Here is a 13477-nt window from a genome sequence, read left to right as displayed (position 1 = left end):
CAGAAAGGCTATTGACTTCTTTCATAAGGGAAGGTATCATAAAAAAGCTGAAAATAAGAAAGGAAACGAATGTATGATATATATTGAATATCTGGTATTGGCGATCCTGGTTGTTTATTTGTCTGTCCGACTATCCTATTATGTGGATTGCCTGGATAAAAAGACCAATTTATCCGGCGCTTTTATCGGGGGAGTCATGCTGGCTGCAGTCACCTCACTGCCTGAACTATTCACCTCATTAACCGCTGTGTTGGCATTAGATCAGCCTGATCTAGTGCAGGGGAATGTGCTTGGCTCTAATATCTTTAACCTTTGTGTGATTGGCGGATTGATGCTGTTTACCAGCAAACGCTATCAGCAAGCAACCCTGTCAAATTCCCATTCCAAGACGTTATGGTATGGTATTGTCATGTATGCTTGTGTCTTTATTGCCATTTTCTATCCTTATGAACTTGGAGTTGGCTTTTTAAAGGTAAATTTAATGTCGGTTCTCATTCTGATTGTGTATCTTGTGAATGTGAAGTTCATGAAACATGATGAAAGTGGAGACAATGCTGAGGATGTGTATATTTCATTAACAGTAAAACAAATTGCTTTGCGTTTTATCATCTTCAGTGTTGCTTTGGTCGTTGTAAGTATCTTATTAACTCAAGTAACAGATAAGATTGCGAATGAATTGCAGTTGGGAGCTACGGTGGCTGGTGCTATCTTCCTAGGAGTGGCAACCTCATTACCTGAATTGAGTGCTTCCATAAATTTGGTACGTATCGGGAACTTTAACGCTTCTTTTGGCAATATTGTAGGAAGCAATTTGTTTAATTTTATCATTTTATGCTTTGCGGATGTGCTTTATGTCAAGGGTGGTATTTATGTGAATGAGCCACAAGTCTTGAACCTGTTAGGTTTTGGGGCATTTTCCATGTTGGCAACATTAGGTGTTATTTATGGAAAAAAACATCGTGGAGCAGTATTGTTATGTAGTGTGTTGATCTTAGTATCTTACGTGCTGAGTATCGCCTTATCCATGTAAAAGAATTTATACTTAGCAGAACTGTTGGCACATAAAAAATTTAAAAATATTAAAAAAGGAAGAACTACGTTTCGACATGTTAGTATGCATAGGCAATAGTCCTTCCTTTTTTATGGTATCATTTTGATTGTATTTCAAAAGGCAAATTCTCTTCATTTACTGAAAGAGTTCTTTGTTTGCATTAGAGCTTTTTATAACTTTTTTAAATCTTTCGTATTATGTGTAGGATGGATAGAAAAAGAAATTTATTCCTTATAGAAGTATTTTGAAACTTTGTGAAACTATTTGGATGATATTGCGTGAAAATTGTCGAAAATTGCATATTTCTTGTTACGTTCATTAGCGAACTTGTCCATCACCGAGAATGATATATTTCTCACTCGTTAAAGCTTCTAATCCCATCGGTCCGCGGGCATGCAGCTTTTGGGTACTGATACCGATTTCGGCACCCAAGCCAAATTCAAAGCCATCGGAAAATCTTGTTGAGGCATTGGCGTACACGCAGGCACTGTCAATTTCTTTTAAAAACTTTTTCACGTTCGTATAATTCTCAGATACGATCGTTTCACTATGATGCGTGCTGCAAGTGTTGATATGGGCAATGGCTTCGGCTAAGCTGTTCACCATTTTTACGGAAACCTCCATATCCAGATATTCCTTGCGATAGTCCTCTTGGGTTGCCGGAATACATTCTTGATGCAACTCACAAATGGTCATATCGCCATGAATCTTAACACCATGTTCTGATAATTCTTGCAATAAAGAGCGAATGAAGCTATCACGAATGCCACGATGAATCAAAATACTTTCACAGGCATTGCATACCGACGTGCGAGAGGTCTTCGCATTGATGACAATATCCATCGCTTTTTGCAGATCAGCATCCGCGTCGATATAAACATGACAATTGCCGGTACCGGTTTCTAATACCGGAACGGTTGCATGCTGCACCGTATTATGAATAAGTCCGGCGCCACCACGGGGAATTAAAACATCTAAATAGCCATTTAATTGCATGAATGCTGTTGCACATGCATGTGAGGTATCTTCTAATAAGGCAATGGTATATTTATCAAAGCCACAGCTCATAAGTGCTTCCTGCATGATGGCAACGAGTTTTTTATTTGATTCCAAAATATCCTTAGAACCTCTTAACATAACGGCGTTGCCTGCTTTTAAACAAAGAATGGCCGCATCTACGGTAACATTTGGACGAGCTTCATAAATCATCCCGACAACTCCCAAAGCGACACGCATCTTACCAATCTGTAAACCATTTTCACTTGTATGCATACCACGCATTTCGCCAATTGGATCAGGTAAAGAGATAACCTGCTGAATACCTTCGATCATTTGTTTCATGCGTTCTTCATTCAACATCATACGATCTAACAAGCCAGCTGACATGCCATTGGCTTTGCCTGTTTCAACATCCTTTTGATTCGCCTCTAAAATGGCTGCCATATGTTCTTCTAAACCTTTTGCGATGGTTGCTAAGAGCTGATTTTTGCGTTGTGTGTCCGCATTCATGATTGCGGTGGAAGCAGTTTTTGTTTTCTGTGCCAATTGTTCTAACGTCATAAATTCTCCTCCTTTTTTAAATCAAATAACGTACCACGATACGTATTCTTTAGGATATGATATAAAATTGATGGTTGATTGCCATTGGCAATGATCATCGGAATGCCATGCTCACCGGCATATTGTGCAGCATATAGTTTTGTCACCATACCACCGGTCCCATGCTTACTGCCGGCGCCCTTTGCCATTGCCTGAATCTCTTCGCTGATGTGATTGACGACAGGAATCAGCTTGGCATTTGGATGAAGGGTAGGATTATCATCATACAGACCATCAATATCCGATAGCAAAATAAGTAAATCGGCATTTGTAAGATAAGCAGTCACGGCACTTAGCGTATCGTTATCACCATAAGCAATTTCATCCGTTGCGACACTGTCATTTTCATTGACGATCGGAATGACACCATAGGATAACAGCGTTTCTAACGTATTAACGGCATTCATCCGTAAGGTTTCATTGTGGGTTATGGTTTTGGTTAACAGCAGCTGTGCAATGGTTTGACCGTATTGGGAGAAGAATTTATCATAGATAAACATCAATTCACTCTGTCCTACGGAAGCTGCTGCTTGCTTTTCTTTCATCAAAGTGGGGCGATGACGCATTTGCAGTTTCGCAACACCGGCACTCACAGCACCACTACTCACCAAGATGACATCTTTGCCACTATTTTTGATATCACTCAATGCCATGGCAAGCTGATCAATCTTCTGAAAGTGAAGTCCTCCTTGTGGATGGGTCAAGGTAGAAGAGCCTACCTTCACAACAATTCTGCGCACATCTTTCATTTCTTTCATTTTCTTACAACCCCTTTGTAAATTGTTTCTTATATTATAGACGAGAAACAGCAAACAAGCAAACATTTCTTGGTTACTTAGATCGAACAAAACAAAAAGGACAACCCCATATACGATTCCTTGTCACCTGCATGTAGAGAAGCAAGATTTTTTAGCACTAGGGTGTTGACAGTGCTAAAGAAAAGATTTATACTATTAGCAGACTTAGCAAAAGAGTGCTAAATGGGAGGTAATTTGCAATGGCTAGAAAGAAACAGTTTAAGGCAGAGTCAAAACGTCTGTTAGATTTAATGATTAATTCTATCTACACGCATAAGGAAATTTTCTTACGTGAATTGATTTCCAATGCGAGTGACGCAATCGATAAATTATACTATAAATCTTTAAGTGAAAATCTGAGCGATGTCGAACGCGATAAGTTCCACATTTATCTGGAAGTAAATAAGGAAGCTCGTACCTTAACCATTCGCGATAATGGTTTAGGTATGGATAAAGAAGAGCTGGAAGAAAACTTAGGAACAATTGCGAAGAGTGGCTCTTTGGCCTTCAAGCAGGAATTAGAAGAAGAGGAAAAACAGGATGATGTAGATATTATCGGACAGTTCGGTGTTGGTTTCTACTCCGCTTTCATGGTTGCCCAGAAAGTTGATGTCATCTCTAAGAAATATGGCAGTGAAGAAGCTTATATCTGGAGCTCAAATGCAGTTGATGGCTATACGATCGAACCATGTGAAAAGGATAGCTGTGGTACTGAAATTACGCTGTATCTGAAAGAGAACAGTGATGATGAAAACTATGATGAATACATGCAGCAGTATGAAATTGAACGTCTGATTAAAAAGTATTCTGACTATATCCGTTATCCTATCCAGATGATGGTGGAAGAACAGCGTCGTGTGGAAGAGGAAACAAAAGAAGGCGAAGAAGAAAAAGAACCAAAATATGAAACAGTGATGGAAGAAAAAACATTGAACTCTATGATTCCATTGTGGAAACGTGAAAAGGCAAAGATCACGGAAGAGGAATATAATGACTTCTATAAGAGTAAATTTAATGACTATACCGATCCACAAAAAGTCATCCATTTTAGTGTAGAGGGTGCGGTATCTTTTACCAGTTTATTGTTCATTCCAGGTAAGACACCAATGAATTATTATTCACAGGATTATAAGAAAGGCTTACAACTGTATAGCCGTGGCGTCTTTATCATGGATAATGCAGAAGAACTATTGCCGGAGCATTTCCGTTTTGTAAAAGGTTTGGTAGATTCTCAGGATCTGTCTTTGAACATTTCTCGTGAGATGTTGCAGCATGATCGTCAATTAAAGGTTATTGCGAATCGTATTGAAAAGAAAATTAAATCAGAATTATTATTGATGTTGAAGAACGAACGTGAAGAATATGAGAAATTCTGGCAGAACTTTGGTGTACAGATCAAGTTTGGTGTATACAATGACTTTGGTGCACATAAAGAATTGCTGCAAGATTTATTATTGTTCTATTCCAGCAAGGAAAAGAAATTGATTACGCTGGATGAGTATATTAATCACATGGAAGAAGGTCAGAAGGACATTTACTTTGTCAGCGGTGATAAAGTAGAAAAGATCGACCAGCTGCCAATTGTTAAAAAGGTCAAAGAGAAAGGCTATGAAATCTTGTATCTGACAGATAATGTAGATGAATTTGTCTTACAGTCTTTGATGAACTATAAGGAAAAGAACTTTAAGAATATCTCACAGGGAGATTTAGACTTAGATAGTGAAGAAGAAAAGAAGGAACTGGAAAAGAAGGCTGAAGAAAGTAAGGATATGCTTGATGGCTTAAAAGAGGCTTTAGGTGAAAAAGTCAAAGAAGTCAAACTGAGTACACGTTTAGTAGATGATCCGGTATGCTTAAGTGCCGATGAAGGTATGTCCTTTGAGATGGAAAAGGTGTTAAGCGCAATGCCAGATGGCAATCCATACGGCATGAAAGCCACAAGAATTCTGGAAATCAATCCTAGCCATCCAATCTTTACCGCCTTACAAAATGTGTATGCACAAGATAAGGATGCGGTGAAGGATTATGCGCAGTTACTGTATGATCAGGCATTGTTGATTGAAGGATTCCCAATTGATGATCCAGCTGAATTCTCAAGAAAAATCTGTGAGTTTATGGTTAAAGCAGCAAACTAAGATCGTCGATAAGAGTGGATGATTTAGAAAGTATCACTTAGAAGAAGACTAGTTGTGTGGATAAACACACCGCTGGTCTTTTTTTGCGTCTGTGAATAGATGTGCCATGGATAGACAATTTTACTTTCTTCACTTTACGGACTATAGTATAATGTAAACATATGGAGGCTTTAGCAATGATACAAAATATTATTTTCGATATTGGAAATGTCTTAGTAACATTTGACCCTTATACCTATTTTCTTAAATATTTTAAGGATGAAACAAAAACGCAGACCTTATGCACATTGATGTTCTCACATGAGGCATGGTCACAATATGATGCAGGAATACTTTTTCTAGAAGATCTATATGAAATTTATCATCAGGCATATCCGCAATATCAAAAAGAAATGGATCATATGCTGACACATTGGCTGGAATTGATGGATGCGATTCCGGAAACCTTAGCTTGTATGAAGAAGTTAAAACAGCAGGGCTATGGCATCTATTTATTATCAAATATCAGTCAGGATAGCGCAGATTATTTGAAAAAGACGCAGGATTTCTTTGCCTATGCAGATGGTGCGGTATTATCTTATGAATTAAAAACGATTAAGCCGGATACGGCTATGTATATGGAATTGTTTCAACGCTATCATTTAAAACCTTCATCTTGTGTGTTTTTAGATGATGGTGTACAAAACATTGAAAAAGCAATCTCTTTAGGTATGCAGGGAATCGTTGTTCATGATATACAGATTGCTTTACAAGAACTAGAAGAATTGCTGGAAGGAGAGAAGGTATGTTAAAGAGTGGACAGATCCTAACTGGAACGATTGCTTATTTAGATGAATCCAGCAATGGAATTTTAATAGTTGGTAAAGATAAGGTGTTTGTGCGTCATGTATTGGCAAAAGAAAGAGTTAAGGTGAAGATACAGAAACGCTTAAAGGAAGGCTATAGTGCAAGTGTTATAGAAATTGTACAGAAAGATAAGGAACGTGTAAAACCACTCTGTGGTATTTATGAGCGATGTGGAAGCTGTCATTTAATGCATATGAGTGTGCAGGGACAAAAACAACAGAAGCTAGCGTACTTACAGCATTTATGTTCAAAAAGCAAGGGATTGCATATGAAAGTGGAAGATATTGCCACGATGAAAGAGCCGTATCATTATCGTAATAAGATGATCATTGGGTTTCAAAAGGATAAACAAGGGAAACTGCAAGCAGGGTTTTATGAAGAATTTTCACACCATATCATCCCCTATGAGCAATGCTTACTGCATCCGGAAATTTGTGATGCTATCTTACATACGATTACGGCTTTGATGATAAAGCTGCGCATTGAACCTTATGATGAGGATAAACGTAGAGGGTTACTTCGCCATGTTGTCATACGTTATGGTATGGTAAGTAAACAGATCATGGTGGTATTGGTCATTAATCAGCAGGTATTCCCGGCACGTAAGGCATTTGTGCAGGAACTATTAAAAAAGCATCCGCAGATAACGACCATCGTACAAAACGTGAATACCCGTAAGACGAGCATTGTCTTAGGTGAACAGGAGCGTATTTTATATGGTCCGGGTTATATCGAGGATACTTTATGTGGTTTACAATTTCGCATATCAGCAAAATCTTTTTATCAGATCAATCATGAGCAATGTGAAGTGTTGTATAAAAAAGGTATGGAGCTGTTACATATGACAGGCAAAGAAACGGTTTTAGATGCCTATTGTGGAATCGGTACAATCGGTATGTATGCGGCACAATATGCGAAACAGGTCATTGGTGTGGAACTGAATAAGGATGCTGTAGAGGATGCTAAGAATAATGCTAAACTGAATCAGATTCGCAATATTCGTTTTGTTTGTGATGATGCCGGTAAGTTCATGCAGAAACTGGCGGCGAAAAAAGAACGTTTGGATGTGGTGATCTTAGATCCACCACGCTCTGGCAGCAGTGAAGCGTTTATTCGCAGTGTTGCGACCATTCGTCCTAAAAAGGTGCTGTATATTTCTTGTAATCCTCAAACACAGTTGCGGGATTTGCAGCTGTTTCAGAAATATGGCTATGTCGGAGATGTTTTGCATGGTGTGGATATGTTTCCGAATACGTTTCATGTTGAAACCGTAGTATTGATGTCAAGAATTTATAAATAGGGTTCACTTCAATGCAAGGTGTTTTCTTTTGAATCGAAACAATAAGTAAGATCAATTCAAAAGTCAATAAGCTGAGTTGCTTTATGATGGAAAAATAGTACAGTTCATTTAAAAGTAAAGAGGAGGTGGCGGATGAAAGGTTCAGAAGCTAAAATGACAGGCTTCATGGAAGGTGCAGATAAGCGCTATGTGATTCCTGTTTATCAGAGAAAGTATGATTGGAAATATGAAAACTGCCGCCAGTTATACGATGATTTAAAGAAAATAGTGATTGATGGTAGAGATAGCCACTTCTTTGGTAGCATTGTTTCCGCGATTGTACCTAATGGCAGCAAAATTGAATATCACATCATAGATGGGCAACAAAGATTAACTACAATTACTTTATTGCTTTTGGCCATCCGTAACCTTATTTCACAAGGTAAGGTGAAAACAGATGAAGAAAAACTTGATGAACAGATTAGTCAGCGTTTTCTTATCTCACCTTGGGCTAGTGAAGATGATAGAATTAAGCTTCGTCCGATAAAAAGCGATAAAGAAGCTCTTATCAAATTGTTCGGAGATAAAGAAGACTATGACCTGAGTTCTAATCTCACAATTAACTATCAGTTTTTCTATGACATGGTGATGAAAGAAGAAGTTTCGGTAGCTGATTTGTATGCCGCAATTGGTAAACTTGAAATTATCAGTATAACCTTAGACCAAGGCGATAATGCACAGCTTATTTTTGAAAGCCTAAACTCAACTGGCCTTGCACTTACTGAAGGTGATAAAATCAGAAACTATGTATTGATGGGCCTTCCTGCTCAACATCAGACCAAGTATTATGATACTTACTGGGCAAAGATTGAAAAATGCACAGCTAATGATGTGAGTGGATTTGTAAGAGATTACTTAAGCATCAAACAGCAGGTTACTCCTACGGTTAGCAACGTTTATAGAGCATTTAAGAATTATGCCGAATCTGTTTCTCTGCCTATTGATACATTACTCACAGACCTTCTTAGATATGCAAGATTCTTTGAAAAACTCCTTACTTGTAAAAGCGGATTAAAGGAGCAGAAACTTGATGACTGTTTATATCGCTTGATGCGTTTAGAGATTGTTGTTACTCGTCCGTTCTTGATGGAAGTATTAAGACTACATCAGGATGGTAAGCTAACTACTGATGATGTATTAAGAATTTTCTTAATCACTGAAAATTACTTGTTTAGAAGAAATATCTGTGAAGTGCCTACAAATGCATTGAATAAGATTTTCTTGAATTTGAATAAAGAAATCATTCGCTATGATAATACTGCCGATGATTATGTTTCAAAATTCATCTACGCATTGCTTTCAAAGAAAGAGAGTGGTCGATTTCCAGATGATGATGAATTCGGCTTGGCTCTTACTGAGAAGCAAGTATATCAGATGCGTGGTAAATATAAAGCATACTTATTTGAACGCTTTGAGAACTATGGAACAATTGAAACAAAAGATGTTTATACACATCTTGATAATAACATTTATACAATTGAGCATATTATGCCGCAGCATTTAACTCCAGCTTGGAATGAAAGTTTAGGCGTGAATGCTGCAGAAATCCATGCAACATGGTTGCACCGCTTAGCGAACCTTACTTTGACAGGATATAATCCGAATCTTAGTAATAATACTTTTGTTGAAAAGCGCGATGCTAAAGAAGGTGGCTATAAAGCAAGTGGTTTAAAAATGAACCAGAAAATCGCCACAAAACAAACATGGGGATTGGATGAGCTAAAAGAGCGTAATGATGAAATGCTTGAATTAGCTATGGAGATTTGGGCTTGTCCAACAACGAATTTTGTTCCATCAGAAAAGGAGTTTGATTCTTGCACACTAGACGATGAAAACTTCGACCTTACCGGTAGAGATATTGCAAAGTATAGTTATTTAACTACAGAACAATCGGTAACAAGCTGGACTGATATGTTTGAGCATATTGTTAAGTTCCTACATCAGAAGGACAAGTCTGTGCTTATGTCACTTGCATATAGCAAAAAAGAAAATACTGACCTTGCTGTTTATGTTACCAATAATGAATCAGACTTACGTAGCGCATTAAAGATTGATGAAAATCTTTATATAGAGAAGAATACAAGCACAGCTTTGAAGATGTCCATTCTTCGCAGAATCTTTGCATTGTACGAAGCTGACCCAATGGATTTGGTTTTCTATCTTAAAGACTCAGAAATGAAAAAAGTTTCTGATGCTGGAAGACATGAAATCAGAAGACGTTATTGGGAATATGCACTTCCAATTATTCAGGAACAGCATGTTCATAGAGGTACATTCAGTGGATGTAATCCGACTACTTCAAATACTGAGTCTGGATTCTTTGGAATAAGTGGATTCTGTATTAGTTGTATTGCTAATTATGACAATGCAAGAATTGACTTTTACCTTGGTAACGGTGATACGAATAAAAACAAACAGGCTTTTGATTTACTATACAAGCACAAAAACGAAATCGAAGCTAAATTAGGAATAGAGCTTGCTTGGGATAGAGCGGATAACAATAAAGCTTCATGGATGTGTTATCACTTAAATGGAGTAAGCATCACTAATGAAGCAGACTGGTCAAGAATGGCTAAATTCCATGCAGAATGGAGCGATAAAATTTGTGGCGTAATGCTAGAGTATTTATTAAGTGACGAGGAAAAACGCTATAATGCTATTGTTTCTATTTTCAGAGAATGGGTTAAATCAAGGACTGAAACTCATCTTGATATGATTAGATGCAATAGAACTTATACCCGTTTTACTACAGATGGTATGTCAGCAATTTTACCTGATATTCCTGATGCACCTAGTGGCTGGAATACTAATAACCACTATTTTTATGAAATCATTAATAGAAATGGTAAGACTTCATATATCCAGCTTGCAATTAGTTCAAAGAACATCACGGATGAGTTTAGAGCAATTTGTGATGACATTAATAAATACTATCCTGCAAAGATGGGTAAGGAAGATTGGCAATGGAGAATACCATTTAAGACAACAACTATTGACTTTGATGAACAGTTGGATAAAGCAGAGGTGTTTACGAAGTTGGATTTATGCTGGCAGGAGATTCTTGCATTTGAAGCTGATTTGGCGAAAAAACTAGGCAAGTAAAGTGGTTTTTAAGGTTGAGACAATGGCAATTAAAGCGGAAACAGTTCTACTATGACCTATTCCCGAAATGGCTCATCAGAGGTGGAGACGATAGTCCTCCCTGCGCTGCTATAAGGGCAAATTATGCCGATAGATATGTTTCCGCAAATAAGCGATATTTGGCTCAAAATACACAGATATGTTCCAATATGGCGACATCAATCAGCACGTATCGAGCCATGTTGAGAGTGTCGTGTTGTTGACTAAAATACAGAAATAAAAGTGTATGAAAATAGGTTTTTTCAATGTTTTATAAGAAGTAAGACCCGGTGGTAATACTGTAAAGGCATATAATCAAGAAAGCTTTGTGATATTTTGCACCTGAACAGTTCAGCGGAAATACAAACTATTACTGAAAGTTTTAAACGAAATGCTGCTGAAAAAAATAAGAGTATACTACTTTTATCCGCATATGCAAAAATATTCAAAGTAGAAGCAAAATTGAGGACATTTTTGAGGTTTTGCTATGAAAAACGCGATGTAATTAAAAACAATTATTAAGAACTTAGCAAAAGAGGAAAACATCTCAGTTCAATTCGTTATGTAAAGTTTTATGCCTGGGAGGTTAATATGAAACGAGAGCAACAAAGAAAACTAAGAGAATTAAAAAAAACATTGCCAAAGATGTTAAAGGAAAAAGCCAAGGCATACAAAATGAAGAAAAAAGACTATATGATTTGGTATAGTATAAACGATTTGTTTATAGAATGCATGATTGATGTTAGAGAAACAGTTGACGATAGATGTTGTTGCAGTATACAAGTAAAAATAAAACCTTTATGGATAGATGATTTATTATGGGATTGTCTAGGAATGGAAAACAACAAAGCAGAACCAATGAGTTTAAGGGCTATTGGCGCATTCACGGTTAGTGGCGTTGAAGTATATTCAGATTATGCTTATCTAAAAGAGTGGACAAGAGAAGAAATGGAAACATATGTGGATTTGTATTTAGAGAAATTTAATCAAATCATGAATGAGGTCACAATAGATGATTTTTATGCTCATATAAGTGATAATACATATCATGAAGAACTAAGAGTATCTTTAACAATGGCTTACAATACCCGATATCAAGAGGCAATCGAATATCTAAAAGATAAAGGTGAAGGTATATTCTGTAATAAAGGACTTTGGATACATGATGGCATAAAACAATATTGCAAAACAATGATGAATAAGCAACAGGTCTAAAGAAAGCAAAGATTAGGTAATGAGCAGAATGGATATTTTATTAATATAAACTAAAAAATGTTAAATTAATAGCTCTGTGAAAAAGTATGTGTAGAAGTTAAAATATTTGCAATGATACTTTCGTAAAACATAGTAGTGATATAGAAACTGGGAGCTTCCATTGTTTCCAATATCTATAAGTGTTATCATATGAATTTTATACATTTATTTAAGGAGGATTTAAATTGATTAAAATTTTATTGCTCATAGCAATTCTCATTTGTTTGTTTTTTTTCGCAAGTTTTGTATCATTTTTAAAAGAAATAGTACAGGTTAAAATGAGAAGAAAAAGCTGTTCTAAAAAGGAACAAGAGCAAATGCAACAATATTTGGTAGATCGAGGTTGGCGTAGGCTAGATAGTTGGAATCAAAAAGATGAGAATCGTGAAAAAATGTCCAGTCAAGATATTAGAAACAATTTAAAAAATGAGGTAAAACAGGTTTTAGAACAAGATTTAAACCAATATGGATTTCATAAAGTGAAAGAGAAAGGTATTGTATTTCGTAAAATTGAACATGACATAGTATATGATATTATTATTTCAGCAGTCTATAAGGGACAAAGAGGGATACGAGAATTAAATGGCTATATATACCCTCTATGCTTAATTGAACAGGATTTGTTTAAATATTTCAGTGATGATCAAATATATTATAGAGCTATAATAAGTAAAGATTGTACATATACTTTGCCTTTTTATTTTGATTGTGCTGTAAAAGAGAATTTGATTCATAGTGTAGTTGATATGAAAGAATTAATCTTTCAACAATTATTTCCTTACTTTAATAGCGTTCAATCTTTACAGGATATCGAAAAATTCTATATCCGTGATTATAAAAAATCCACTCTAATAGATGTGAAGGGATATGAAACACCTTATAGAAATGCACTATTTTATATCAGTGAAGGGAACAAAGAAAATGCCGAAAAAGAATTAAAGGCAATTATTGAAACAAAAGAAATATATCGGAAAAACATGCAGAAAGATTTAAAAATATTTGAGGAAGCGCTTCATAATCCAAAAGCTTATTTTCATACTACTGCACAACAAGAGATTGAATTTCGCAAGATCTATATGAAAATTTATGATAGCCAAATTATAACAATTGAAGAATTATATCAGTGGATTGATGATAAAGATAAAATTGATGAATGGTATCAAAGACTACTTAAAACGGCGATAGAAATTATGAATACAAAGAAAATATATTATACATATCATTAATATTATTAATGTGGTGTTGCTATGAAAATACAGTAAGAAGTGATTTCTGATACGTTAATTATGGTGAAATAAGTATGCATTGATGAATTGTTTTAATAGAAATTAAAAGC

General features: G+C 36.1%; 9 protein-coding genes. 7 read left to right on the top strand and 2 right to left on the bottom strand.

All coding sequences use genetic code 11. The features are described from left to right. Nucleotides 1–73: 73 nt before the first annotated feature. Entirely contained in the window at nucleotides 74–1030 is a 957-nt protein-coding gene (locus EDD61_RS04185; protein ID WP_008979591.1) for a sodium:calcium antiporter, read from the top strand. Between the two features lie 339 nt (nucleotides 1031–1369). Here EDD61_RS04185 and EDD61_RS04180 read toward each other — a convergent pair whose 3' ends face one another. Continuing rightward, the gene (locus tag EDD61_RS04180; protein WP_132224179.1) at nucleotides 1370–2611 is read right to left on the bottom strand and encodes a glutamate-5-semialdehyde dehydrogenase; all 1242 of its coding nucleotides are present in this window, start codon (nucleotides 2609–2611) and stop codon (nucleotides 1370–1372) included. Then, nucleotides 2608–3408 carry a glutamate 5-kinase gene (proB, locus tag EDD61_RS04175; RefSeq protein ID WP_008979589.1) on the bottom strand — a complete coding sequence of 267 codons (801 nt, stop codon included), beginning with the start codon at nucleotides 3406–3408 and terminating at the stop codon, nucleotides 2608–2610. Before proB ends, EDD61_RS04180 begins: the two co-directional genes overlap by 4 nt. 239 nt (nucleotides 3409–3647) lie before the next feature. On the opposite strand from proB, the gene htpG reads away from it, so the two are divergent. The 6 genes from htpG to EDD61_RS04145 all read left to right on the top strand — a co-directional run bounded on the left by htpG (nucleotide 3648) and on the right by EDD61_RS04145 (nucleotide 13367). Further along, on the top strand, nucleotides 3648–5582 hold the full coding sequence (htpG, locus tag EDD61_RS04170; protein ID WP_132224177.1) for a molecular chaperone HtpG: 1935 nt from the start codon (nucleotides 3648–3650) through the stop codon (nucleotides 5580–5582). 176 nt (nucleotides 5583–5758) lie between these two features. Continuing rightward, entirely contained in the window at nucleotides 5759–6373 is a 615-nt protein-coding gene (locus EDD61_RS04165; protein WP_243642687.1) for an HAD family hydrolase, read from the top strand. Next, complete coding sequence (gene rlmD / locus EDD61_RS04160; RefSeq protein WP_132224173.1) at nucleotides 6367–7728, top strand: 23S rRNA (uracil(1939)-C(5))-methyltransferase RlmD; 1362 nt, start codon at nucleotides 6367–6369, stop codon at nucleotides 7726–7728. The genes EDD61_RS04165 and rlmD overlap by 7 nt, the downstream gene beginning before the upstream one ends. A 132-nt stretch (nucleotides 7729–7860) precedes the next feature. After that, nucleotides 7861–10869, top strand: coding sequence for a DUF4268 domain-containing protein (locus tag EDD61_RS04155; protein ID WP_132224171.1), 3009 nt, complete (start codon nucleotides 7861–7863; stop codon nucleotides 10867–10869). Nucleotides 10870–11478: 609 nt separating this feature from the next. Next, nucleotides 11479–12102, top strand: coding sequence for a hypothetical protein (locus EDD61_RS04150; protein WP_132224169.1), 624 nt, complete (start codon nucleotides 11479–11481; stop codon nucleotides 12100–12102). 224 nt (nucleotides 12103–12326) lie between these two features. Beyond that, nucleotides 12327–13367 (top strand): hypothetical protein, encoded by a 1041-nt coding sequence (locus EDD61_RS04145; RefSeq protein WP_132224167.1) that lies wholly within the window; start codon nucleotides 12327–12329, stop codon nucleotides 13365–13367. Nucleotides 13368–13477: the final 110 nt, after the last annotated feature.

Origin of the sequence: Longicatena caecimuris (assembly GCF_004341945.1) — a bacterium.
GTDB classification, from domain to species: domain Bacteria; phylum Bacillota_I; class Bacilli_A; order Erysipelotrichales; family Erysipelotrichaceae; genus Longicatena; species Longicatena caecimuris.
The sequence above is the reverse complement of the archived record's forward strand: the minus strand, read 5'-3'. Positions and strand labels throughout refer to the sequence as shown.

Excerpts from the sequence above, each read along its gene's own strand:
- EDD61_RS04185 (WP_008979591.1), top strand. The coding sequence starts at position 74 with ATGATATATATTGAATATCTGGTATTGGCGATCCTGGTTGTTTATTTG.
- EDD61_RS04180 (WP_132224179.1), bottom strand. The coding sequence starts at position 2,611 with ATGACGTTAGAACAATTGGCACAGAAAACAAAAACTGCTTCCACCGCA.
- proB (WP_008979589.1), bottom strand. The coding sequence starts at position 3,408 with ATGAAAGAAATGAAAGATGTGCGCAGAATTGTTGTGAAGGTAGGCTCT.
- htpG (WP_132224177.1), top strand. The coding sequence starts at position 3,648 with ATGGCTAGAAAGAAACAGTTTAAGGCAGAGTCAAAACGTCTGTTAGAT.
- EDD61_RS04165 (WP_243642687.1), top strand. The coding sequence starts at position 5,759 with ATGATACAAAATATTATTTTCGATATTGGAAATGTCTTAGTAACATTT.
- rlmD (WP_132224173.1), top strand. The coding sequence starts at position 6,367 with ATGTTAAAGAGTGGACAGATCCTAACTGGAACGATTGCTTATTTAGAT.
- EDD61_RS04155 (WP_132224171.1), top strand. The coding sequence starts at position 7,861 with ATGAAAGGTTCAGAAGCTAAAATGACAGGCTTCATGGAAGGTGCAGAT.
- EDD61_RS04150 (WP_132224169.1), top strand. The coding sequence starts at position 11,479 with ATGAAACGAGAGCAACAAAGAAAACTAAGAGAATTAAAAAAAACATTG.